This window comes from Vibrio sp. L3-7 (genome assembly GCF_963898195.1).
GTDB lineage: Bacteria > Pseudomonadota > Gammaproteobacteria > Enterobacterales > Vibrionaceae > Vibrio > Vibrio echinoideorum.
Map to the genome: position 1 here is coordinate 392,468 of NZ_CAWQUW010000001.1, position 25,340 is coordinate 417,807.

The 25,340-nt window shown below is 43.3% G+C and carries 22 protein-coding genes; 4 read left to right on the top strand and 18 right to left on the bottom strand.

The genetic code is table 11. The features are described 5' to 3' along the window. Nucleotides 1–17 precede the first annotated feature (17 nt). Nucleotides 18–3,185 carry a DNA translocase FtsK gene (locus tag AACW75_RS01845; RefSeq protein WP_145568153.1) on the bottom strand — a complete coding sequence of 1,056 codons (3,168 nt, stop codon included), beginning with the start codon at nt 3,183–3,185 and terminating at the stop codon, nt 18–20. Between the two features lie 163 nt (nt 3,186–3,348). After that, nucleotides 3,349–3,843, bottom strand: a complete 495-nt coding sequence (gene lrp / locus AACW75_RS01850) for a leucine-responsive transcriptional regulator Lrp (protein ID WP_004734558.1) — start codon at nt 3,841–3,843, stop codon at nt 3,349–3,351. A 156-nt stretch (nt 3,844–3,999) separates the two neighbouring features. Here lrp and ald point away from each other — a divergent pair, with 156 nt between their 5' ends. Continuing rightward, complete coding sequence (ald, locus tag AACW75_RS01855) at nt 4,000–5,124, top strand: alanine dehydrogenase (protein WP_145568151.1); 1,125 nt, start codon at nt 4,000–4,002, stop codon at nt 5,122–5,124. A 205-nt stretch (nt 5,125–5,329) separates the two neighbouring features. Here the strand turns inward: ald and AACW75_RS01860 are convergent, their stop codons facing one another. Then, a complete protein-coding gene (locus AACW75_RS01860; protein ID WP_145568149.1) occupies nt 5,330–6,532 on the bottom strand; it encodes a methyltransferase in 1,203 nt (400 codons plus the stop codon). A 258-nt stretch (nt 6,533–6,790) separates the two neighbouring features. Continuing rightward, the gene (cysB, locus tag AACW75_RS01865; protein WP_017073313.1) at nt 6,791–7,765 is read right to left on the bottom strand and encodes an HTH-type transcriptional regulator CysB; all 975 of its coding nucleotides are present in this window, start codon (nt 7,763–7,765) and stop codon (nt 6,791–6,793) included. 322 nt (nt 7,766–8,087) lie between these two features. On the opposite strand from cysB, the gene AACW75_RS01870 reads away from it, so the two are divergent. Next, nucleotides 8,088–8,852, top strand: coding sequence for a hypothetical protein (locus tag AACW75_RS01870; RefSeq protein WP_017073312.1), 765 nt, complete (start codon nt 8,088–8,090; stop codon nt 8,850–8,852). A 102-nt stretch (nt 8,853–8,954) separates the two neighbouring features. After that, a complete protein-coding gene (miaE, locus tag AACW75_RS01875) occupies nt 8,955–9,749 on the top strand; it encodes a tRNA isopentenyl-2-thiomethyl-A-37 hydroxylase MiaE (RefSeq protein WP_318276404.1) in 795 nt (264 codons plus the stop codon). Between the two features lie 97 nt (nt 9,750–9,846). Here miaE and pyrF read toward each other — a convergent pair whose 3' ends face one another. The 11 genes from pyrF to AACW75_RS01930 all read right to left on the bottom strand — a co-directional run bounded on the left by pyrF (nt 9,847) and on the right by AACW75_RS01930 (nt 21,201). Then, on the bottom strand, nt 9,847–10,545 hold the full coding sequence (pyrF, locus tag AACW75_RS01880; protein WP_102551572.1) for an orotidine-5'-phosphate decarboxylase: 699 nt from the start codon (nt 10,543–10,545) through the stop codon (nt 9,847–9,849). Nucleotides 10,546–10,688: 143 nt separating this feature from the next. Continuing rightward, nucleotides 10,689–11,864: a lipopolysaccharide assembly protein LapB gene (lapB, locus tag AACW75_RS01885; RefSeq protein ID WP_029224810.1), complete on the bottom strand. Its 1,176-nt coding sequence runs from the start codon at nt 11,862–11,864 to the stop codon at nt 10,689–10,691. Between the two features lie 12 nt (nt 11,865–11,876). After that, nucleotides 11,877–12,149, bottom strand: a complete 273-nt coding sequence (locus tag AACW75_RS01890; RefSeq protein ID WP_102551568.1) for a LapA family protein — start codon at nt 12,147–12,149, stop codon at nt 11,877–11,879. A 129-nt stretch (nt 12,150–12,278) separates the two neighbouring features. Next, nucleotides 12,279–12,563, bottom strand: a complete 285-nt coding sequence (gene ihfB, locus AACW75_RS01895; protein WP_017073307.1) for an integration host factor subunit beta — start codon at nt 12,561–12,563, stop codon at nt 12,279–12,281. Between the two features lie 100 nt (nt 12,564–12,663). Then, nucleotides 12,664–14,334: a 30S ribosomal protein S1 gene (gene rpsA, locus AACW75_RS01900; RefSeq protein ID WP_017073306.1), complete on the bottom strand. Its 1,671-nt coding sequence runs from the start codon at nt 14,332–14,334 to the stop codon at nt 12,664–12,666. 106 nt (nt 14,335–14,440) lie between these two features. Next, a complete protein-coding gene (cmk, locus tag AACW75_RS01905; protein ID WP_017073305.1) occupies nt 14,441–15,121 on the bottom strand; it encodes a (d)CMP kinase in 681 nt (226 codons plus the stop codon). Between the two features lie 259 nt (nt 15,122–15,380). Next, on the bottom strand, nt 15,381–16,127 hold the full coding sequence (kdsB, locus tag AACW75_RS01910) for a 3-deoxy-manno-octulosonate cytidylyltransferase (RefSeq protein ID WP_237297373.1): 747 nt from the start codon (nt 16,125–16,127) through the stop codon (nt 15,381–15,383). Continuing rightward, the gene (locus AACW75_RS01915; protein WP_004736429.1) at nt 16,127–16,306 is read right to left on the bottom strand and encodes a Trm112 family protein; all 180 of its coding nucleotides are present in this window, start codon (nt 16,304–16,306) and stop codon (nt 16,127–16,129) included. The genes kdsB and AACW75_RS01915 overlap by 1 nt, the downstream gene beginning before the upstream one ends. Beyond that, nucleotides 16,287–17,294, bottom strand: a complete 1,008-nt coding sequence (gene lpxK / locus AACW75_RS01920; RefSeq protein ID WP_145568147.1) for a tetraacyldisaccharide 4'-kinase — start codon at nt 17,292–17,294, stop codon at nt 16,287–16,289. Before lpxK ends, AACW75_RS01915 begins: the two co-directional genes overlap by 20 nt. Nucleotides 17,295–17,309: 15 nt before the next feature. After that, nucleotides 17,310–19,058: a lipid A ABC transporter ATP-binding protein/permease MsbA gene (msbA, locus tag AACW75_RS01925; protein WP_135456622.1), complete on the bottom strand. Its 1,749-nt coding sequence runs from the start codon at nt 19,056–19,058 to the stop codon at nt 17,310–17,312. A 31-nt stretch (nt 19,059–19,089) separates the two neighbouring features. Continuing rightward, a complete protein-coding gene (locus tag AACW75_RS01930) occupies nt 19,090–21,201 on the bottom strand; it encodes a DNA internalization-related competence protein ComEC/Rec2 (protein ID WP_237297382.1) in 2,112 nt (703 codons plus the stop codon). A 215-nt stretch (nt 21,202–21,416) separates the two neighbouring features. Between AACW75_RS01930 and AACW75_RS01935 the strand changes: the two genes are divergently transcribed. Then, nucleotides 21,417–21,929 (top strand): DUF2062 domain-containing protein, encoded by a 513-nt coding sequence (locus tag AACW75_RS01935; protein ID WP_010439904.1) that lies wholly within the window; start codon nt 21,417–21,419, stop codon nt 21,927–21,929. A 206-nt stretch (nt 21,930–22,135) separates the two neighbouring features. Here the strand turns inward: AACW75_RS01935 and lolE are convergent, their stop codons facing one another. From lolE to lolC, 3 genes are read right to left on the bottom strand one after another with little or no spacing between them, the layout of a single operon-like run. Beyond that, complete coding sequence (gene lolE / locus AACW75_RS01940) at nt 22,136–23,380, bottom strand: lipoprotein-releasing ABC transporter permease subunit LolE (RefSeq protein ID WP_102551560.1); 1,245 nt, start codon at nt 23,378–23,380, stop codon at nt 22,136–22,138. Beyond that, entirely contained in the window at nt 23,381–24,073 is a 693-nt protein-coding gene (lolD, locus tag AACW75_RS01945; protein WP_145568143.1) for a lipoprotein-releasing ABC transporter ATP-binding protein LolD, read from the bottom strand. Continuing rightward, nucleotides 24,066–25,274, bottom strand: a complete 1,209-nt coding sequence (gene lolC, locus AACW75_RS01950; protein ID WP_145568141.1) for a lipoprotein-releasing ABC transporter permease subunit LolC — start codon at nt 25,272–25,274, stop codon at nt 24,066–24,068. The genes lolD and lolC overlap by 8 nt, the downstream gene beginning before the upstream one ends. Between the last annotated feature and the right edge of the window lie 66 nt (nt 25,275–25,340).

The window sequence follows — 25,340 nt, forward strand, 5'->3', positions numbered from 1 at the left end:
ATGAGTTCCTAGTGGAACTAATCTTTTGGTGGAGCTGGTGCTAAGACTTCACGGTTACCATTGTGGCCCGGAGTACTTACGATACCTTGAGCTTCAAGCTGCTCTACAATTCGTGCTGCACGGTTGTAACCAATCTTAAATCGACGCTGTACGCCAGAAACCGAGCCTCGACGCGAGTGAACTACGTGCTCAACGACTTGATCAAATAGAGGATCAACTTCTTCATCTCCTTCCATCTTCTCACCCGGTAACAGTGTTTCTGGGGTTTGGTCGCCGTTCGTAATCTCTTCAATATAGTTTGGCTTACCGCGTGCTTTCCAGTTGTTCACTACCGCGTGTACATCGTCATCAGAAGCAAACGCGCCGTGTACACGAGTTGTGTGGCTTGAACCCGGTGGTAAGTACAACATATCACCCATACCCAATAATGATTCTGCACCACCTTGGTCAAGAATAGTTCTTGAATCCGTTTTGGTTGATACCGTAAAGGCAACACGCGTTGGGATGTTGGCTTTAATAAGACCAGTAATAACATCCACCGAAGGACGTTGAGTTGCTAAGATCAAGTGAACACCAGCCGCACGCGCTTTTTGCGCCAAGCGTGCAATAAGTTCTTCAACTTTCTTACCCACTACCATGATTAAATCGGCGAATTCATCAACGACAACCACAATGTAAGGCAGTTTCTCCAACAATGGCGCTTCAGGGTCCATACTGTCGCCCGGCTTCCACAGTGGGTCATGGATTGGGTGACCCGCTTCCGCGGCCATCTTCAATTTGTCGTTGTAGCCTTTTATGTTACGAACACCAAGAGCCGACATAAGTTTGTAACGACGTTCCATTTCGCCTACACACCAACGAAGGGCGTTAGACGCATCTTTCATGTCAGTCACAACTTCAGACAACAGATGTGGAATACCTTCATAGATAGATAATTCCAACATTTTCGGATCGATCATGATGAAACGAACATCTTCTGGTGATGCCTTGTAAAGCATACTCAAGATCATGACATTCACACCAACCGACTTACCTGAACCTGTCGTACCCGCAACCAGTACATGAGGCATTTTAGATAGGTCAGCAATGACGGCCTCACCTGCGATATCTTGCCCAAGAACGACAGTCGTAGGAGATTTAGCTTCAATAAATTGTTTGCTACCCACTACGTCAGAGAAAAACACAGTCTGGCGACTCATGTTTGGTAATTCCAAACCAACATAAGGCTTACCCGGAATAACCTCAACTACACGCACAGCCAGCGCTGATAGTGAACGCGCTAAGTCCATCGACAAACCTGAGATACGGCTAACTTTGACACCTGGTGCAAGGTCTAACTCAAATCGAGTGATCACTGGGCCAGGGAAAATATCAACAACTTCAGCCTTGATCTTGTAATCCGCTAATTTAGATTCAACAAGGCGAGCGATGGCTTCTAGTGCATCACGATCAATGAAGGTCTCACGCTTCTCAGGGTGGAATAACAATTCAAGCGTTGGCAATGGTTCCGCTGGTTTCGGCAAGTTAACGTCTTGCTGAACTAAAAACGGATTTTGTGTTGCAGCCATGTTCGCTTGAGCTTCAGAAACCATGTTCTGGAATGCGGCTACATCTTGGTCTTGATTTAAAGGTTCTTCTTCTATTACCTCTTCCCAAGGAAGATCAACAATTGGCTGTTGGGGCTGTTCCGTTGGTTGCACAAATTCTGAATGTTCTTGCTCATCAGATAAAGGTTCAGGTTGCTCTGTGTTTTGTTCATCAGTAACTTCAGCGTCAAACTCTGAGCTTGGTTCAAAGCTCTGGTTTTGCGTTGTCTCAAAAGGTGAATCTTGTGCTGAGAACTCTTGTGATGTTTCTTCTTGTTCCCCTATTGGTGATGCGTACAACGACTCAGGCTGAATATCTTCTGTATCGAACTCAGTATTTACTTCTGCAGCTCTATCAATTTCTGAGTTGGCGGTATCAATGTTGACATCATTAACAGGGCTAACTTGCGGCTCTTTACTCTGCATGTACTCTTGATACGCGACTTGAGACTCGTGAGCATCGGCCTGATTTTGTTCAGCAAGATCATCTTCATACATAGCTGCATTTTCTAACTGCTCTATAGTCGCGTTCAACTGCTTCGAACGCTCGATACCTTCTTCCAATGGATCATCGGGCGCTTGATAAATTGGTACAGCGGGGACTGACTCTACTGGTGCATTTTCATTTTTAATCGGTGTATGCGTAGAAGCTTCTTGTTTAGTTGGAGCCTCTACTGGCATATGAATATTATATTGGCGTTTCGGTGATACGGTATTGTCTAAAGTATTGGCGGTCGCACCTGAAGCTCCTGCAGTCGCAGAAAAGCTCATAGCAGGGTCAAGATGTTCTGCTTCTTTACGCCCTTCTATAGCGCTGTCTTCTATAACACTGCCTTCTACAAGATTATCTTCTAAAGCACGTACATCACGGTGAGTTGGTCGTTGACGCTCTTCTAACAGCAAATCTCGATCTGCTGATTCTTGCAACTCAGGCTCAAGCAGCTCTTGATCTTGGCCGCGAACTTTATTGACAACAGACGTAAAGAACTTAATCGCGCATTCACCCAACCATTCAACAATGCTTAACCAAGAAATACCCGTTAATAAGGTTAAACCCGCCCCCCACAAGAAAAGAAGAACAAGAGTACTACCCAAAACATTCAGCGTTGGAAGTGCAAGGCTTGTGAGCACATCACCAACCACACCGCCTGATGAAAAGTACCAAATGTCGTCAAAGTTGATATCGGCTAGACCACAACTAGTAAGAATAAGAACGGTAAGACCAAGTAAACGAGAGCCCCACAGCATGAAATCTATTGGCTCGTCTTCATTGCGTTTACGGAATAATACCCACGCAGCAACCGTTACCAAGATAGGTAAAGGGTAAGCCAAAGAACCAAACACAAAGAAAAGCGTATCCGCCAACCATGCACCTAGGTAGCCACCCGCATTTTGAATGTCACCACCCCACGCCGTTTGCGACCATGATGGGTCTGCAGGACTAAAAGTTAATAACGCAACGGCAAGTAGAATAGAGAAGAGAACACCCAGAATAAGACTGCACTCTTTTAGACGTTGAGAACCATTCAAACGGGGAGACTGAGGCTCTTCACTCGTTTTAATGATTGTTTCTACTTTATTACTGCTCTGCTTGAACATAAACCAACTTAATAATTGAACGGGATAAAAACGTCGCGAGAGGCCCAAGCCGCTCGTTTAAATGAAACTACTGTTGATTTAACCATATCAAACAGAAAAACCCAATTCCAGAAAGCAAGAAAGCGGAACAAATGTCCGCTTTCTTTCATTTCACCAATTGCGATTAACGAGTTTTAATCACAAGTTGATTAGTTTGTTTCACTTCTTCCATGACAACGTAAGTTCGAGTGTCGTTTACGCCTGGTAGACGCAGTAACGTATCACCGAGCAACTTACGGTAAGCACCCATATCCGATACACGTGTTTTTAGAAGATAGTCAAAATCACCCGACACTAAATGACACTCTTGGATGTCATCAAGCTTCTGAACAGCGGTGTTGAATTGTTCGAACACATCTGGAGCACCACGGTTCAACGTAATTTCAACAAACACTAAAAGTGAAGCATCAAGGTACTGTGGGTTCAGCAACGCTGTGTACCCAGTAATGTAACCTTGACGTTCTAAACGACGAACACGTTCAAGACATGGAGTTGGAGAAAGTCCTACTCGTTTTGATAGTTCTACGTTTGAGATACGACCGTCTTTTTGCAACTCATTAAGAATGTTGCGGTCAATACGATCTAGTTCCTTGGACGGCTTCTTATAATTGTCTGCCATTTTTTATTCCACCTTATTACTTCCTTGCAAAAAAATATACTACAACTTTTTAATATTCAGTATCAAATTCTACCTGAACCTATCTATACTAGATATTAATTCGACAGAATTACCCTACACATAGATAAAACAACCAAAATAAAATAAGGAGTCAGGATGATCATTGGCGTACCTAAGGAAATCAAGAACCACGAATACCGCGTTGGTATGACCCCAGCTAGCGTGAGAGAACTAATCTCACACGGCCACCAAGTTTTTGTAGAAACCAATGCCGGTACTGGTATCGGTTTTTCAGACGATGATTACATCGCTGTAGGCGCATCCATTCTTCCTACTGCTGCTGACGTTTTCACGAAAGCAGAAATGATTGTAAAGGTTAAAGAACCTCAAGCTGTCGAGCGAGCTATGCTTCGTGAAGGGCAAATATTATTTACCTATTTACACCTTGCACCAGATTTTCCACAAACGGAAGAGCTAATCAAGAGCAAAGCTGTCTGCGTAGCCTATGAGACTGTAACAGATAATATGGGTCGCTTGCCACTATTAGCACCAATGTCTGAAGTGGCTGGTCGTATGTCTATTCAAGCAGGTGCACAAACATTAGAGAAATCTAACGGTGGTTGTGGTCTTCTTCTTGGCGGCGTACCAGGTGTTGAGCCAGCAAAAGTTGTTGTTGTTGGCGGCGGTGTTGTTGGTGCTAATGCAGCACGTATGGCTGTTGGCCTTCGCGCTGATGTAACCATTCTTGATCGTAACGTAGATACACTTCGTCGTCTTGATGAAGAATTCCAAGGCCGTGCAAAAGTGGTTTATTCTACAGAAGACGCTATCGAGAAGCATGTTCTAGAAGCCGACCTAGTGATTGGTGCAGTACTAATCCCAGGTGCAGCCGCTCCTAAACTTGTTACAAAAGATCACATTGCGAAAATGAAGCCAGGCTCAGCAGTTGTTGACGTTGCGATCGACCAAGGTGGTTGTTTCGAAACTTCACACGCGACGACTCACGCAGATCCAACTTACATTGTTGATGATGTCGTTCACTACTGTGTTGCTAACATGCCAGGTGCCGTTGCTCGTACTTCAACTTACGCACTAAACAATGCAACACTTCCTTACATTGTTAAGCTAGCAAACAAAGGCTACCGCGAAGCTCTTCTATCCGATGAAGGTTTCCTAGAAGGTCTAAACGTCATTCACGGTAAAGTAACTTGTAAAGAAGTTGCTGAAAGCTTTGACCTAGAATACGTAGAGCCAGCTAAAGCAATCGCAATGTTTAACTAATTGCGTTTAGCCAGTTAGTGCCTTAGTGATCAACAGTCAGTAAAGCACTGCTCGCTAACTAAAAAGCCAGTACGACTCATTTTGGTCGACTGGCTTTTTTGTATTTATGACCATACACCTCAAGTACCGTGATCTCTTTATTTTTGGTTCTTGGTTCTTGGTTCTTGGTTCTTGGTTCTTGGTTCTTGGTTCTTGGTTCTTGGAGCTAGCATTTCACCTTAAAGCCATGAATCAACAGATTCCTTGGCGTAATACTACGTTCACAAAACTCCTCTATAGAAGCTTCGTAACCTTGTTCTTGTAAATAGATGGCGCGATCCAACGCCAACCATACTTCTAAAGGACGCATAAAGACTTGTTGAACCAAGCTCAATTTTTCCATTTCCCAAAAAAGAGCCTCTCCTTGAGCAAAATATGAATCAAAATCAATATTAGCTTCAAGCGGTAATGTCTTGATCTCAGATGCCCAACGGCAAAATGATTCAAAACCTTCGGACAATTCTGATTTTTTGATGCTAGGCACAGGCACATATTCGCCAATATTAAGTTCAGTTTTAAGCAATTGACTGAAACCCAATCGATAAGTCATCTCCAACTGGCGGTGCCTTTTTACTCTTTCCCCACCCGTTACGGTCTCTTGAAGAGGGATTCTTAGGTCACCTTTACTCAATATTAATGCCGAAATTTTCGCAACGGAAGACATCGCTTGATAGGTCTCACCGCGAATAAGATGGTAACAGCAAGGTGAAATGGTCACCGTTGGCAATCCATGAGAAACTGATTTTTTGACTAATTCAACATGAAGGTCGCCGCAAGCATGCAGTGCTACAGCATGTTGATTTGAATTGAATACTTCATCCGCCCTCTGTGAAAATGCATCACCTTGAACAAACGTCATGTCTAAATGTTGAGCATCTGCAATTGTTTGCCCGCTCTCACACAAAGACTGTTGCCATTCAAAGCTAGTGACTTTTTGGCAAGATTGTTGTGACAGAATTCGCCCTAAAAAACCTTTCCCCGAGCACCACTCCAACCACTCTTTGCCATGATGATGTTCGAGCGCAACTTCTCCCATCGCAACAATTTGTTGCAACTTCCTTCCCGGAATACCCTCTTCCGTTCCTCGATCCAGCTTTAATCCAGCAAGTTTCGTGCTATTGAACTGGATACTTTGGCTTACTTGCTCTAGTTGCGGAATAAAACGTGCAAGCTCTGCTATTAATATCTGAGGCTGATCTTTTAAATACTGGATGCTCTCAAGACTCAAGCTTTCTAACCAATCAATAAGAGGGCGATTCACATCTAACCATGGTTGTTGGAGAGTTTGGCATAGGTGGAAAGGCTCTGAGCGCCAGTAGACTTGGTGATCTAACAAAAATGAGTCGAGTATTTTAAATCGTGAATGCATGCTTCCCCCTATGGTGCGAGGATTGTAGGGGTTAGAGACCGAAATAGAAAGAAGCTATATAAGGAACGGTATAAAGAGAGGTAATACAAGACGTGAGTGTATGGAAGTCACGCTTGGTTAAAGCAAAAATCGGCCTGATAACAGACCGATTCGGAATCTAGAGAAACACTTCTAAATGTCTGATCTTCTGATCTTCTGATCTTCTGATCTTCTGATCTTCTGATCTTCTGATCTTCTGATCTTCTGATCTTCTGATAATTATCGAACAGGTAACTCAATGTCTTTAAACATTTCTTCTATCTCATCATTTGATTTTAGAGAAATGGCTTGCTCAACAACAGGACGAGTCAAATGCGGTGCAAAACGCTCCATAAAATCAAACATGTAAGAACGCAAGAAAGTGCCTTTTCTAAAACCAATGCTTGTGGTGCTGGCACCAAATAGATGACTAGCATCGATAGCAACTAGATCAGTATCTTGTTCTTGATCGATGGCCATACTTGCGATGACACCGACACCGATACCCATTCGTACATATGTCTTAATTACATCCGCGTCGGTTGCAGTGAACACAACGCGAGGCGTCAATCCAACCTTGTTGAACGCGGTATCAAGCTCTGAACGTCCAGTGAAACCAAATACGTAAGTCACTAGAGAGTAAGCAGCAAGATCTTCGATCGTGATATTTCGCTTTTGCGCCAGAGGGTGGTCTTTAGTAACGACTATCGAACGGTTCCAGTGATAACAAGGCAGCATAATCGCATCTTGATAAAGGTGTAGTGCTTCCGTTGCAATCGCAAAGTTCGCCGTCCCTTTAGCCACCGCTTCTGACATTTGGCTAGGCGTACCTTGGTGCATGTGAAGTGATACTTTCGGATAACGCGCAGTGAAACCTTTGATCACGTCCGGCAACGCGTAACGCGCTTGAGTATGCGTCGTTGAAATGTTCAATGTGCCCATTTCAGGATGAGTGTGCTCACCAGCAACCGCTTTAATACTCTCGACACGCGCCAAGATTTCCTGAGAGATGCGAATGATATCTTCACCGGCAGGGGTAACCTGTGTTAAATGCTTCCCGCTACGTTCAAAAATCTGAATACCTAGTTCATCTTCTAACAATCTAACTTGCTTACTAATACCAGGCTGAGATGTGTATAAACTCTCTGCCGTCGCAGAAACATTTAGGTTATGGTTGAGAACCTCAACAATGTACTTGAGTTGTTGTAACTTCATATCTAACCTCGTAATCCTTTACTCATTTCTGTGCTAACTTATTTGCAAAGCGAGCGTTATAGTCTTGTGTAATATAATTAATAGTTATAACGCTTCAAGCACAAAAATGACAGAAAAATTGAGCTTTTACAGACTAACAAACATAAATATCACTAACGCTTTGCAACCCACTCCTCATTCTCATACATTAGTTAGTAAATTTTGATTGCCGATTGCGCTCAACAAGAGATAATTAGAAATTGCAATTTACGAGTGCCGATACACAATGGAATCGTGTATTCTCTCCAGTTAGCTATAGAAAACAACAAGCAGACACAAACATATGAATATTGGTTTAATAATTGCCTTAGTAGCCGTTCTTTTGGTGTTAGTTTTAGGCTACAACATCATGCTTCAATACAAAGTTAAGGTAGAAACAGCGAAGAAACAGGAAGCTTCTCGTTATCTAACCATTATTGACGGAACAGAGGAGTTGATTGGTAATGCGCATCACATGCCTTTTAGCCAAGATCTTCTTGTATGCTTAAACAATCGAATTCTTGATGCGCTAGAAAATATGTATCAACTCGATCCAAGAAATAAGCAACTTGCCCAACGAATCGAAAGCGTAAAGCAACAAATCACTCAGCTTAAAGAAAACTACCAAGGTGGTGAGAGTACTGCATTCCGTGTACCAAGCAGTGATAAGCAAGCTATCATGATGCTTAAGCTTGTTAAACGCCTACGTGATACAGTTCGTAACGAACACAATAAAGGTCGTTTTGAAACTCAAGCTTATGTGGTCGAAAATGCTCGCTTAGAAACCATTCAAATTCGCATCAACATTGAGAACGTTATTAAGCGTGCAAACGACTCGATATCTCGTGGACAACCGGGAACGGCGATTCAGTTATTACGTAAAGGCATAGATGCGTTAGCAACCAAAAACGACTCATACTCTAATCAAGCAAAAGAAAAGCTTCAACAGATGCTCAACGATCTTGATCAGAAACGCCAAGATAAAAATGCGCAAGACTTGCAGCAAATGGAATCTAAAGAGCGTGATGAAGATATGGATGCCCTCTTCGGTCAGAAGAAAAAATGGTAACACTCTAATTCAAACGTTTAGAGGCCACCTTATTTTCAAAATAGGTGGCCTTTTTTATGTCTGGTGAATTTCCTTTCTCCTTATAGGGAGATCTCGATAGCTGTGATAACATTTCGTATTATCAACGAACTTTCCTCGACCATGTATCAAGAACTATTAGATCCAATTCACTCTTTTCTTAAATCTGAAACGCCAGATTCATGGATAGATGAAGCTAAGAAGCCTGAAAACCTTCACATCATTTTACGCGACCACATGCTCTGTGAACTCAAAGCTGCACAAAGTGCTTTGTTCTTAATCCGTAAGTACGCGGTTGATAAAGAAAGTGCGAAACAGCTCAACGAATGGATTTTGCCATACGAGCAATTCGCTTATCGTCGTATCGGAGACTTAGAATCACTTCGTGGTAAGAGTAATGTATCAAAGCAAATCACAGCGAAAGACGGCTGTAACTACGGTGCTGATCTCATCGATAAAATGGTACTTCTGATAAAAGAAGAACTGCATCACTTCTATCAGGTGATGGAGTTAATGGAAAAGAAGGGAGTGACCTACCAACCAATTGAAGCTGGTCGCTACGCTAGAGGTTTAATTAAGCAAGTTAAGACGTACGAGCCTGATGCTCTGGTTGATAAACTGATCATCGGCGCCTTTATAGAAGCTCGTTCTTGTGAACGTTTTGCTAAACTGGCTCCTTTCTTAGAAGAGGATATGGAGAAGTTTTATGTGTCTCTACTTCGCTCAGAAGCTCGTCACTATCAAGATTACCTCGAACTAGCGGAGCAAATCGCAGGGAAAGATATCTCTGAGCGTATTGCCCACTTCGCTCAAGTAGAAGCAGAACTCATCACTTCAGAAGACAGTGATTTCAAATTCCATAGTGGTGCTCCGATTTAAGCCGAGTAGTAAATCTAGTTCAAATCAATCCAATCCATAAATAAGAAGGCCAGCAAATTGCTGGCCTTCTTATTGATATCACTACCTTAACGTAAGCTTAAACTACTAGCGTGCCGTTTATCTCAGCGAGCACAGTTGCAGGGTCAACAGCTTGAGTAATTGGACGGCCGATAACTAAGTAGTCTGAACCGGCTTCAATCGCTTTAGAAGGCGTCATAATACGCTTCTGGTCACCAACATCAGCACCTACAGGACGGATACCTGGAGTCACTAACTTAAACTCTTGGCCAAGTGCACCTTTAAGTAAAGAAGCCTCTTGTGCTGAGCATACAACACCGTCCAAACCAGAGTTTTTAGTTAGAGAAGCCAAGCGCATAACTTGCTGTTGTGGCTCAAGATCTAAACCAATACCCGCTAAGTCAGACTGCTCCATACTGGTTAGTACTGTCACACCGATTAATAGCGGACGATCTTTACCATACGGTTCTAAGATTTCGCGAGAAGCGGTCATCATGCGCTCCCCTCCACTTGCATGTACGTTAACCATCCACACACCTAGCTCAGCAGCAGCGCGTACTGCTTTTGAACATGTGTTCGGGATGTCATGGAACTTAAGATCTAAGAAGACTGAGAAACCACGTTTATGCAATTCACGAACAAATTCAGGGCCAAACAGGGTAAACATCTCTTTGCCAACTTTTAGGCGACAAGACGCTGGATCAATACGATCGACGAAGGCTAACGCATCCGCTTGGTTATCATAATCCAATGCTACAATGATTTTTTGGTCGTTCATTTCATCTCCTAACGCAGTTAACTTTCTTTAAATAATCACTATAAACTTTAAATAATCAATATAAATAATAGCGACAAATAACAGCCATAAAAATGCAGCCCGAAAGCTGCAATTAATAATTTGGTCTATCAAGGACCATAAATCTATTCACCATCTAGCCCACGAATAGGCTTGATCGTTCCCCATCCTTTACATGATGGACAGTGCCAATACATTGAGTGTGTAGAGAAGCCACACTGACGACAACGGTAGTGAGGCTTAACCTTCAACTGTTCGCCAACCATGGACTGAAGTGTGGTTAAGCTTTCTTTTGCTCGACCTTCTTCAGCTTCTGCTAGGTGGTAATCAATTAATCGATAAAAGCCTTTCATGGTTGGGTTTTTAACCAATTGCTTCGTCAGTAATTCTTGGGCAGAGCCAACATCTTCATGGTGAGCAACTAATTGAGCGAGCATCAATTCAGCGGATACACCAGCCTTCTTCTGAATACAGGCTTTCAGGAACTCGACAAGTTGAGCTTCTTGTCCAAGCTTGTGGTAACACTCAGCAAGGGTTGGTAACACCTCACTGATAAAATCGATATCTTGTTCGAGAACGGATTCTAAACAAGTGATTGTCTTTTGATAATCTTCGTTTGCTAAATGGAATTTACCTAAAGCAATACTGGCACGAACACATTTCGGGTCTTCAGAAAGTGCTTTCTTAAAATGCTGTAGAGCTTTCGAACGATTGCCATCGGCTTGTTCTTGCATCGCAAGCTCACACCAAAAATGCGCGACCGTGGCACGCATCTTCATCTTTTTCTTACCCAGTTTAACGAGGATATTTCCGTAATGAATAGCCTTGTTCCACTCACGAGTTTGCTGATAAATCGCAACAAGTTGTTGTAAAGCGCCCTCTTTATGATCAGGTTCTTCTACAAGCTGTTCGAAGATTTTTTCGGCGCGGTCAAGAAAGCCAGAGACCATATAGTCTTTCGCTAATTGCTGTAAGGCGAGGTTTTTCTGATCGAGAGTAAGTCCCGAGCGAGAGATAAGATTTTGGTGAATACGAATAGCGCGGTCGACTTCGCCCCTTGAGCGGAACAAGTTACCCAAAGCTAAATGCGTATCAATGGTTTCATTGTCGACTTGAAGCAGTTCAATAAAGTGATCGACTGCTTTGTCAGATTGATCGGACAGTAATAGGTTCAAACCCGTCACATATTGACGGGAGATCTGGTGTGATTGTTTTTGCTTTTCTTGCTGAGCATTACGATTCCCCATATACCAACCGTAAGCGGCTGCAATAGGTAAAAGTAAGAACAGTAACTCTAACATCAAATAAGACCTTTAAGCTTTGGTATCAGCAGCTACCTGCTTTGATTGCTTATTGAGTTGTTTATTCAAGCGATGAATTTTAAGTTGAGATCGCATGTGCATATTGCCGAAGACTAACCAAGCAAGAGCAAAGCCTGAAACAAACACAACACCCAGTAGGCTTGATAGGTGGAAGTCACCTTGCGCTAGCAGATAGTTAAAGTTCACAGTCGTTTGGTTTTGAGAGCCTAAAGCCAGTGCAATTAGGAAAAGTGCGATAACGGCGACTATTTTTATAATTTTCATAGTTCATCACTCATTGGTTAGTTAGCTGTACGATTATGCAGGAAAATTACTAATCAGACCACCATATTATGGTCATAAAAAAGCGGCATACATTGTAGTATGCCGCTTTTCTTAATTCCGATAAGTAGTCTACAGCCCTGAGTTTACTCGCTCGCGTAGCTCTTTACCTGGTTTAAAGTGAGGAACGTATTTGCCTTCCAACTCAACCTTGTCACCAGTTTTAGGATTACGTCCAACACGAGGTTCACGGAAGTGCAGAGAAAAACTGCCAAAGCCGCGAATTTCGATTCGATCACCACTTTCTAGTGTTGAAGCCATGTGCTCTAAAATGTCTTTTACAGCGTCTTCAATTTCTTTTGCAGAAAGATGCGTTTGCTCAGCGCACAGTCTTTCAATCAATTCAGACTTAGTCATAGTTACCCTCGTTGGTTTTCTTTTTAGAAATTATAGACCTATCGGAAAAATAAGCAAAAAAAAAGGAGCCTTACGGCTCCTTTCTTAGCGAAAAATTAAATTATTCGCCTTTAGCAGCTTTGAATGCGTCTGCCATTGCGTTACCGAACCCGCCGTCTTCAGACTTGTTCAGTGAAGCCATTGCTTCTTGCTCATCAGCTTCATCTTTAGCTTTGATAGATAGGTTGATTACGCGGTTCTTACGGTCTACACCAGTGAACTTCGCTTCAACGCTGTCGCCAACGCTTAGGATTAGAGATGCATCTTCGATACGGTCGCGAGAAACTTCAGAAGCGCGGATGTAACCTTCAACGCCTTCGATTAGCTCGATAGTAGCGCCTTTCGCGTCAACTGCAGTAACAGTACCGTTTACAAGAACACCTTTCTTGTTATCAGCAACGTATGCATTGAACGGGTCGTTTTCCATTTGCTTAACGCCAAGAGAAATACGCTCACGCTCTGCATCTACTGCTAGAACAACAGCAGAGATTTCGTCGCCTTTCTTGTATTCACGTACAGCTTCTTCGCCGGCAGCGTTCCAAGAAATGTCAGATAGGTGTACTAGACCGTCGATACCGCCTTCTAGACCGATGAAGATACCAAAGTCAGTGATAGACTTGATCTTACCAGTAACTTTGTCGCCCTTAGCTTGCATTTCTGCAAATGACTGCCATGGGTTAGCTTTACACTGTTTCAGACCTAGAGAGATACGACGACGTTCTTCGTCGATATCAAGAACCATAACCTCAACTTCGTCGCCAACATTAACAACTTTAGAAGGGTGGATGTTCTTGTTAGTCCAATCCATTTCAGAAACGTGTACTAGACCTTCAACGCCTTCTTCGATTTCAACGAAGCAGCCGTAGTCAGTTAGGTTTGTAACACGACCAGAAAGTTTGTGACCTTCAGGGTAACGCTTAGCGATTGCTACCCATGGATCTTCGCCTAGTTGCTTAAGACCTAGTGAAACACGAGTGCGCTCACGATCGAACTTAAGAACTTTAACTAGGATTTCGTCACCAACGTTAACGATCTCTGATGGGTGCTTAACACGCTTCCAAGCCATATCTGTGATATGTAGAAGACCGTCAACACCGCCAAGATCAACGAATGCACCGTAGTCAGTAAGGTTCTTAACGATACCTTTAACTTCAGTACCTTCTTGTAGAGTTTCAAGAAGTTCGTCACGCTCAACACTGTTTTCAGATTCGATAACAGCACGACGAGAAACAACAACGTTGTTACGCTTCTGGTCTAGCTTGATTACTTTGAACTCTAGCTCTTTGTTTTCTAGGTGAGCAGTGTCACGGATAGGACGTACGTCTACTAGAGAACCTGGAAGGAAAGCACGGATACCGTTAAGTTCAACAGTGAAACCGCCTTTAACTTTACCGTTGATGATACCAACAACAGTTTCAGCTTCTTCGCAAGCTTTCTCAAGTACGATCCAAGCTTCATGACGCTTAGCTTTCTCACGAGAAAGTTGAGTCTCACCGAAACCATCTTCAACAGCGTCTAGAGCTACGTCTACTTCAGCACCAACTTCAACTTCAAGTTCGCCAGCAGCGTTCTTGAATTGTTCAGCAGGGATAGCAGATTCAGACTTAAGACCAGCATCTACAAGAACGAAACCGTTCTCAATAGCTACTACAGTACCTTTAACGATGCTGCCTTGTTGGAATTCAGTTTCAGATAGAAACTCTTCAAAGAGTTGAGCAAAAGATTCAGTCATTATTTAATCTTCAATAATTAAACGTCCATGGGTATCCTACCGCATGGGGTTGATAAATTCGCCGGTCATCATCCTTGCGACCAACGCTCGTACTAGCTCGGCGAAATTACCCAGCCAGTTTCGATTCAATATAGTGTAGTGCTTTTTCTACTACCTGCTCAATATTCATTGAGGTGGAATCAAGCACTAGAGCATCCTCTGCAGGGCGAAGTGGCGCCACTGGGCGATTACGATCTCTGTCGTCTCGCTCTTGGATCTCGCTCAAAAGGTCGTCAAATTTAACATCTAACCCCTTCTGTTGCAACTGTTTAAGGCGGCGACTCGCACGCTCTTCAGCACTTGCATCTAAAAATATTTTTGCTTCAGCTTCAGGAAACACAACCGTTCCCATATCACGGCCGTCAGCAACTAAACCTGGAGCGGTGCTGAATGCGCGTTGACGACGAAGTAGTGCTTCACGAACACGAGGTAAAGCTGCAACTTTCGAAGCCGCCATGCCTGTTTCTTCTTTACGAAGTTCACTAGACACATCTTCACCTTCGAGGATAACTTTAACTAAGTCGCCTTCAGCAATAAACTGAACGTCCAAGTGGGTAGCAAGCAGTACTAAAGCATCTTCTGATTCAGTATCAACACCGTGGTGAATTGCTGCTAAAGCCAGTACGCGATAGATCGCTCCTGAGTCTAGAAGATGAAAACCTAGCTTATCTGCTAGCAACATACACAGGGTACCTTTACCTGCACCACTTGGTCCATCAACCGTAATCACTGGGCTTTGAGAAGGCATCTTTTACTCCACGTTTTGTCGTAAGTTTTATTCTGTACTAGCGATTAGCCATTACTTTATAGGCGGCATATTATAAAGAAAAATTGAAACTCGAGCGAGGTAAATCTCAGATAATTCAAACTTGGTGATACATAGATGAATGCAACCGACTCAATATCAATCATCTTAAGTCAATAAGACTCTCACCTGCTTTTATAGACACAAAAAAGCCTCATAATAAACGAGGCTTAAAGATCTTGTAGAGGTAACTGAGACAAGCTTAGCCAATAATGGCACGAACCGCTTCTAAGTCTTCTGGAGTATCAACGCCTGCAGCAGGAGCTTCCATAGCGACGTCTACATGGATTTTTTCACCATACCACAACACTCGTAACTGCTCTAAACACTCAATACGTTCTAAAGTGCTCGGTTCCCAATTAATGTAAGTATTAATAAAACCAGCTCGGTAAGCGTAGATGCCAATGTGACGCAGTAAAGGAGACTCAGCGGCAGTACCGTTGTTAGCGTAAGCATCACGATCCCAAGGGATCGTTGCACGACTAAAATACAGAGCGTAGCCGTCTTTATCGGTCACAACTTTAACAGCATTAGGATTAAACACTTCATCAGCATGAGTGATTTCCACACCCAATGTTGCCATTGGTGCTGTGCTGTTCGCGAGGTTATTTGCCACCTGATTAATGATTGAAGGCGGAATAAGTGGCTCGTCCCCCTGAACATTCACGATAATATGGTCATCAGGAATGTTCATCGCTTTAATCACTTCAGCTAGACGTTCGGTACCGGACTCATGATTCGGTGATGTCATACAAACGGTCGCGTCAAATGCTTTAGCCGCTTTTTCAACTCGAGCATCGTCGGTCGCAATAATGACCTTATCTGCACCCGCCTTCATTGATTGCTCATATACCCATTGAATCATCGGCTTTCCACCAATATCAGCAAGAGGCTTACCTGGCAAGCGGCTCGATTGGTATCTTGCAGGTATAACAACCGTATAAGACATTACTTACCCTCGTCCATTGAAACAGTGCGAGCTTCAGGTTCTAAGAGAACAGGAATACCCTCTTTAATTGGGTAAGCAAGGCGGTCAATTTTACAAACAAGCTCTTGCTTATCCTTGTCAAAAGTTAGTTTACCTTTGCATACAGGGCAAGCAACGATCTCAAGTAGACGGTGATCCATAGTATTCCATAACCTCTTTTATTCTTTTTAAAATTTGCTGTTGCGAATATTCATCAAACTGCGCGGAAACAGGAAGATACCACCAGTTATCTTGAGCATATTCTTCGCATTTTACAGCGTCTTTTTCTGTCATAATCATATTCATACCTTTGTTTGCTAAGGCATGAAGTTCATCTTTATCAAAATCTTGATGGTCGGCAAAGCCTTGTGTAAAAATCACATCACCATCAAGATCTTCCAATGTTTTAAAAAAGCGTGGCGGATGACCAATACCAGCAAAGGCCACGAGCTTCTGCAAATCTGTTACCGACACTTTCTGGCCAGTCTTTAGGTTAACTGCTTTGCTCGGTAGCAAAGACATTGAGAACTCTCGCCCTTGTGCTTTACCACCATTGTTGACCAAAAAATCCACACTATCCAAACGAGATACAGGTTCTCTCAATGGACCCAAAGGAATAAGACTCTCATTACCAAAGCGTCTAACACCGTCAATAACGGCAAACTCAATATCGCGTTCAAGGGCATAATGCTGAAGACCATCATCAGTAATAATGACATCAACGCCTTCTTTCAGTAAAGCCTTCACCGCATTTGCTCGTACAGGATCGACCGCGACAGGCGCACCAGTCCGTTTGCGAATCAAACGAGGCTCATCACCTGAATGCTCAGCTGGTGTATTTTCGTCCAACACTAATGGGTAGCTTGGTGCTTTCGCTCCGTAGCCTCGAGAAACGACTCCGGGCTTAAAACCATGAGCTTGAAGCATTTCAACTAACCAAATCACGACAGGCGTTTTTCCATTGCCTCCAGCTGTTATGTTACCAACAACAATCACAGGCATAGGTGGACGATAGGTCTCTTTTTTACCGGATAGATAGGCGTCACGTCTTTGACCGCTGATCATTTTGAAAAGCAGACTCAATGGCCACAGCAGCGGCCAAAGAAGGTATTTTAACGGATGATTGTTAAACCAAATCTTTTCGATCACAACAAAGACCTAATCTTATCCGCTGAACTGAATTCGGTGGAGTTGTGCATAAGCGCCATCATGCGCGATTAGCTCCGCGTGTGCACCTCTTTCTACAATACGACCATCATCAACCACTAAGATCTCATCAGCCTGTTCGATGGTCGACAATCGGTGAGCAATAACCAATACCGTTTTGTCTTTTTGCAGCTCTTCAAGTGCAGACTGAATCGCTCGTTCAGATTCCGTATCTAATGCCGATGTGGCTTCATCAAGAATCAACACTGGTGCCTCTCTTAACAACGCTCTTGCAATAGCGATACGTTGCCTTTGGCCGCCAGATAGGCTTGCCCCATTCTCACCAACAATCGTATCAATGCCGTTTTCCATGCCTTCGATAAATTCAGTAGCATGAGCAAGCTTAGCCGCGTGTTCGATTTGTTCGCGAGAATATTTAGCTTCTGCTGCGTAAGCAATGTTGTTGGCTACCGTATCGTTAAACAGGTGTACATTTTGAGAAACAAGCGCAAAGTGCTCACGTAGATTTCTCAATTCGTAATCACGAATATCGTGTCCATCCAGTTCGATAGAACCAGAATCCACGTCATAAAAACGAGTAAACAGATTAGCAATCGTACTCTTACCTGAACCTGAACGACCAACAAGGGCAACAGTTTTACCTTTCGGTATATTAAAACTGACCTTATCAAGCGCTGGTTTCTCAGCACCTTGGTAAGTAAATGTCACATCTTTTACCGCAACTTCACCATTTACGGTTTCAGGTTTCAGCGTACCCTTGTTTTGCTCAGTATCTAAGTCCATTAAACCAAATAGAGTGGTACTCGCCGCCATACCTCGTTGGAATTCCGACGTTACATTGGTTAACGCTTTTAGTGGACGTAGTAAGCCAAACATAGCCGAGAATACAACCGTAAATGTACCTGCCGTTAGCTCTGCTTTAATCGATTCAACACTGGCGAGATAAAGAACAACAACAATCGCGATAGAGGCAATCATCTGAATAATCGGGTTTGCAGCCGCTTGAGCCGTTACCAACTTCATGCTCTGTTGGCGCATCTGATTACTGACAGTATCAAAACGACCTCTTTCTAAGTCTTGACCACCGTAAGTTAGCACCACCTTATGGCCTTTCAGCATTTGTTCTGCCGAAGAAGCAACATGACCCATGCTGGTTTGCATGTTTTTAGAGATTTTTCTGAATCGCTTAGATACGATACTGATTGCCCACGCAACAAAAGGGGCGACAGCAAATAGCACCAAAGACAACTGCCAGCTATTCCAGAACATCAGCGTCAACAAGCCAATGATGCTAGCACCTTCACGCACAATACTGACCAAAGCCTTACTGGTTGCTGCAGAAACTTGTTCTGAATCGTAAGTAATGCGAGAGAGTAATGCACCAGTTTGCTCTTTATCAAAGAAAGATACCGGCATGTGCATAAAGTGACTGAATATTTTACGACGAATCTCCATCACCACGTTGCCAGAGACCCAACTCAAGCAGTAGGTTGAGACGAAGCCACTCACACCACGGATGAACATCATGGCAAAGATAATAATAGGGAGAGTGCGTAAAAAATCAGACTCAGCGTTACCAAAGCCTTCATCAAGTAAAGGCTTTAGTAAGGAAATCATATAGGTATCAGAGACGGCATTTATAATAAGCGCAATTACCGCAACACCAAGGCCTGCCTTATACAGTCGAATATAAGTCCAAAGTCTTTTAAATGTGACCCAAGTGGTTTCATCTGTTTCTGTTGACATAGAATCGCTTAATTTTCTCACAATAATCTATCTATTCTACTCCCTTACGAAGCATCTGCCTATACCACTGCCTCCCCTGATGTTCTCTAATCGTATGATATTTCCAACCTTCCTTACTGGTAGTGATGGTTATTTGCCCGCTTTCACCCGTATCTAGCCACGTACTTCCGGCTTCTCGATAACGTTCTACTACAGACTGGCTTGGCATACCCCACTGGTTTCCTTTAGACAATGAAGCGATAGCCAACTGTGAAGAAACAGCCTCGATAAATCGAGCAATAGAAGAGGTTGAGCTACCATGATGAGGAACCAACATTACATCACTTTTGAGTCGCGTAGCTTCGCGTGCAAGTAACCACTCACTGACTAATTCAATATCTCCGGTAAGAAGCATCGAAAACTCAGTGCTTGGCTCATAGATGCGGACAACACATGAATGAGGGTTATATGCTCTATCAACACTTTGAGGCGGCCACAAGACCTCAAATTCGACATCTTGCCAGTACCAAGACTCTCCAATCACACAAGCTTGATCATTAAACGTAGACGGACTATTGAGTGAGACTGGCGGTTTAAGTCTTTGGCTAACGCGTATCCATTTAGGGTTATAGTGAGAAAGCAATGCCTGATATCCACCTGCATGGTCAGAATCGAAATGACTGACAATCACCCCATCAAGTTCCTTTATTCCCCTTCTTTCTATCGTAGGTATCAATAGCGACTCAACCACAGACCCGCCCGGCCAAGCATTACCAAGATCATAAACAACAATCCGGTTATTTTTTTGAAGAACAACCGACAGACCATGTCCAACATCCAAGATATCGACTCTCAATACGTCTTGTTTCAACTTGCCAAATTCCCACCACAAAACAAATACAGCACTAGCGAAAAACAGCATTTTGCGATGGAAGTAATGACGTAAAAGACCCAATAGAAAAATGAAAAACACAAACAAGGCAGCGAGTTCATCATCAACCGTGATCCAAAAGCGTTCAGAGAAAGGCAGAGCCAAAACAACGGGCGTAAGCGATAAATCCACCAGAGTCCACAAATAACCAACGATATTGTTCTCTGCCCAGATGGATTCAAATATTAAGCTGATAAACATCGCTAAGAACAACAAAGGAATCGTCACTATCGAAATCCAAGGTAGCAGAAAAAAGTTGTATAACACCGAGACCAAACTAACCCCCTGAAAGAACAGCATTGAAAAAGGAGCCAGTAACAACGTCAGCATTAACTGGATTTTGAATAGCTTGAAGAGTTTTGTGACTAGAGGGCTTTTGTAAGAAGAAAGATGAGTATTAGAAGCAATATAAAGAACGGCTGCTAACGCTCCAAATGAGAGCCAGAAGCTACTCGAAAGTACCGAAAATGGCCAAATTAACAACACGACACAAAGACTCAAGACCACATATCGAATCAAGCTGATATTTTGACCTCGCCACAAGAAATAGCTCGCGATAACACACATCACTAGCGCTCTTAATGTCGGTAACGTAAACCCTGCAAACCAACTGTAGAAATACGCCAACCCTAGCCCAAATAATGTCGGTAACCAAAGGAGTCTAGGTGATAGCAATCTGACTAACTTCCCCAATTGATAACCTATTCCAAAGGCGATACCAATATGCAGCCCCGAAATAGCCATCAAGTGAATAAGGCCACTACTTTTGAGCAAATCCCATCGCTGAGTGTCTATAAGGTCACGATAACCAAAACTCAAAGCAATAATGAGGTCGGCATTCACCAGCCGACTTAACCTTTTTAGGCTGCTTTCGAACCACAGAGAACGCAAATTCGTACTAGAGTGAATTCTATACTTAGTGTCAGCCCTGTAAGTTGCGTTAGCAACAATGCCTGCACTAAACAGGTGCTTTTCCAAATCAAAGCCCACTTCATTTAATTGGCCCAAAACGGGTTTTATTGAAGTTGATAAGTAGACACTGTCTCCAAGCGTTAACTTGAAAGGTGTAAATAGTCTCAGTTTTATCAATTGAGGAAAGATTATTTTTTCACCGCCAATTGATCTAGCTACTATTACACTTTCAAAACCATGGCTATTTTCACTAAAAAGGCTAACAACTGACGCATTTATGGTAGTATTCTGCCCTGATTGAAATAATCGACTTGTCTGCATTTCAATCATATTTCCTAGGCAGATAACCAGTATCAATGCTGTTACTGAACCTCTTCCACTCCGGAAAACGCTATACTTTGTTGATGCTAGAAGTAATAACAGCATCAATGGTGCCCAAACCCAATGTGGCATCACAGGCCAAAAGCTGGCTGACACAACTGTCGCAGCGAATGAAATCAAGAACCAAGTGTTAAACAAGAGAGTAGCTTCCTCCTATGCCAAGAAAGTTTATCAAACGATTTATGCCTGACCATGAGCTCATCAAGCGTCAGAAAGCATTGAAAGTTTTTGGCAATGTTTTGTACAACCCCAATCTATGGTGCCTTAATCGTCGCTCTGCGGCTGGTGCGTTCGCTGTTGGGTTATTCATGGCGTTTGTCCCTCTACCAAGTCAAATGATTATGTCCGCAGGCCTTGCTGTTGCATGTGGTGTAAATCTGCCACTGGCTGTTGCACTCGTTTGGATAAGCAACCCAGTCACCATGCCAGTGCTCTTCTACTTTGCTTATAAAGTCGGAGCTTTTGTTATGCATGTGCCACCTCAAGCATTTCATTTCGAACTGTCATGGGACTTCATCTTGGCGCAAATGAGTACGATAGGACCTCCATTCCTATTAGGTTGTCTAATTTGTGGCGTGGTTTCAGCGATGATTGGCTATTTTGGTATTCGCGGTTTATGGCGCTACTCAGTAGTAAGAAGCTGGAAGAAACGACAAGCAAGGTATTGAATCTATACTCGTCTACTCGTTATTTTAAACGGACAACAGTAAAAATCAGACGAGTCATAGGCCTGTGCAAGATTGGTATGTAACCAAAGTCGTAAAAAATGCAGTTTGAATTCAATAAAAAAGGATCCCATCAGGGATCCTTTTTTTGTATCTATCGAAGCGCGACTTATTTTTTGTTAAAAGTTAATGCAATTAATAACAAATCGCTATTTAGAGCTAAGCACCGAGGCTGGATTTAACTTCGCCGCTCGTGATGCTGGATACCATGTAGCCAGTAGACTTAAAACAATCGCCGTACCTGAAACTACAACGACATCCATCATGTCGAGCTGTGATGGCAAGAAGTCGACAAAGTAGATGTCGCCCGATAAGAACTGATGGTCGATCAGCTTTTCAAGTCCTTTGATAATAGTCGTTAGATTGAGTGCCACTAAGACACCTATCGCACTGCCAATTAAACTTCCTAGTACGCCCGAAAATACGCCCTGCCAAACAAAGATACGCTTCACAAGACCGTCCGATGCGCCCATGGTTCTTAAAATGGCGATCTCAGAGGCTCTGTCTTTTACTGCCATCATCAGCGTTGAGACAATGTTGAAACAAGCCACGCCAATAACCAATACCATGACTAGATACATGATAGTGCGAACCAATTGAATATCACGATATAAGAAACCAAACTTCTGTTGCCAGCTGCGCAGGTAGACATAAACATCAAGCTGATTACCCACTTCACGCACAATGGAGTTCGCGTTCAAAACATCGGTGACTTTCAAAGAAACCCCAGTAACACCCTCACCTAAGTTGGCATAAACTTGGGCATCACCAAGAGGGATTAAAGCTAAGCTATGATCTATCTGACCGTTAAGCGTCAACAAACCGACCACTTTAACGCGTACACGCTTCGGTGCTTGCACCTTCACTGAACCATTAACTGTGGGAATCATCAAAGTCAGATAGTCACCGACTTTCGCGCCAAGCACATTCGCCACACCAGAACCCAGAATGATCTGTTGTTGCCCCGCTTTAAATTCACTCCAAGCTTGTTTGTCTATGAAACTAGAAAGGCTAGATACCTGCTTCTCAAGTTGAGGATCAACGCCTCTGACTTCAATCGCTTTTAACTCTTTGCCCTTTTCAGCAAGCGCAGTAATTTTAACATAAGGCGCAGCCGCGACGACTTTGTCATTTTTCACCGATTGCTCAATCACATGCTCCCAGCGAGTAACTGGCTCATTCACTCCCTCGAATTCACCATGTGGGATAACAGAAAGCACTCGTGACTGCAGTTCACGCTCAAAGCCATTCATGGCAGATAAGCCAATGATGATCACAGCCACACCAACTGCAATACCAATCGTCGATGACAAAGAGATAAACGACACCATCTTGTCTCGTTGTTTTGCTCGGCTAAATCGGCCGCCAATCAATAAGGATAAAGAAGAAAACACTTAGCTCTCCTCTTTTTCTACGTTGACCAACAATCCGTCTTGCATGTGCAATTGACGATCCATCTTGCCTGCAAGTTCCCCATCATGAGTGACGACCAAAAAGGCAGTGTCGTATTCACGGTTCAACTCACGCATTAAGTCATAAATAGACAGTGCCGTGTTGTGGTCAAGGTTACCGGTTGGCTCATCGGCCAGCACTAACGCCGGTTTGTTAACCAACGCGCGAGCAATCGCCACACGCTGCCTCTCACCACCAGAAAGCTCTGAAGGTCGGTGGTCAACACGATGACTCAATCCAACTTTATCCAACAGGCGTTGCGCTTCATCTTTTGCTTTAGCTGGCTTTTCACCACCAATAAGCAAAGGCATCGCCACGTTTTCTAACGCTGAAAAGTCTGAAAGAAGATGGTGAAATTGATAAACAAACCCAAGATGTTGGTTGCGAAGCTTCGCTTGTTTATTCGAGCTCAAAGACGCTAAATCTTGGTCGAGAAAGCTCACACTTCCCGCTGAAGCATCATCTAGAGCACCTAAGATATGAAGTAAGGTACTTTTACCAGAACCAGAGGTACCAATGATTGCAACCAGCTCACCTTTATCGATTTCGAAGCTGACTCCCTTGAGCACCTCTGTATCTAACGAGCCTTCACGGTACGTTTTACGGATATCATTGCATTGAAGAAAATTACTCATAACGAAGGGCCTCAGCAGGTTTCACAGACGATGCACGATAAGAAGGGAACACAGTGGCAATCAAGCTAAGTACAATAGCCAGAACCACAACAACCGCGATTTGAATTGGGTTAATCATGATTGGCAGTTGCCCACCAAACGAGAACAGAGCAACGCCCATCGCTTCTAAAATAGTATTGAGATTCATGGCTAAAATAATACCTAATACGCCACCAGATAAAGCACCAATCACGCCGCTACTTGCTCCTTGAACCATGAAGATCCCCATAACTTGACCATCGGTCATGCCTTGGGTTTTAAGAATCGCAACCTCAGATTGCTTCTCCATCACTACCATAATCAACGCTGAGATAATATTGAAAGCAGCAACACCGATGATCAACCCAAGCATCAAACCCATCATGTTTTTTTCCATGCGAACGGCTTGAAATAGCTCACCTCGTTGGTCTCGCCAGTCGCTCCATACCCAACCTTCAGGCAGAGGCTGGTTTGATAATTCTGCGACTTCAAATGGGTCATCAAAAAACAGTCGCCAACCTGAAATCGTGTCCGATTTGTAGCGCATCAAACGCCCAGCATCTTGGATATCTGTCACCATCAATTGAGCATCGATATCAGAACCTGTATTAAATATACCGGCTACTGTGAAATTTCGTTGGCTTGGAATACGTCCTAGAGGCGTGTATTGACTAGCACTGGTCACCATTAAACGAACTTTGTCGCCCATTGATACTTTCAAGTTTCTCGCCAAAGTATGACCGAGAAACAACTGATATTGCCCTGCTTTCAGTGAAGACAATCTGCCCGCAATTAAGTGGTTTTGAAGTGGGTCGTCCGAATTAGGTTCGATGCCAATCAATAGACCTGCAGACAGTTGAGCCGGACTTTGAATCACTGCCTCACTACGCACAATCGGTTCAACGTGACCATTAAGAGACATTTGTTCTGCAAAGCTTGGGGCTTGTTCAGAAATAGAGGTTGTTCCTCCGTGCTCATAAACCACAGCTTGAGGAAGAACACCAAGAATTCGGTCTTTTAACTGCGCTTCGAATCCATTCATTACCGATAAAACAGTAATCAAAGACAGTACGCCAATGGTGATGCCTGCCGTCGACATGTAAGAAACAAAACGGCTAAAGCGATCACCTGAACGGCCTTTCAAATAACGCAGGCCAACAAACATTGAAATAGGATGAAACATACTTTGAACCATCAAAAAGGGATGCGGGTTAATGTAACGGGTATTGTTGTTACTGTGTAGGGGGTA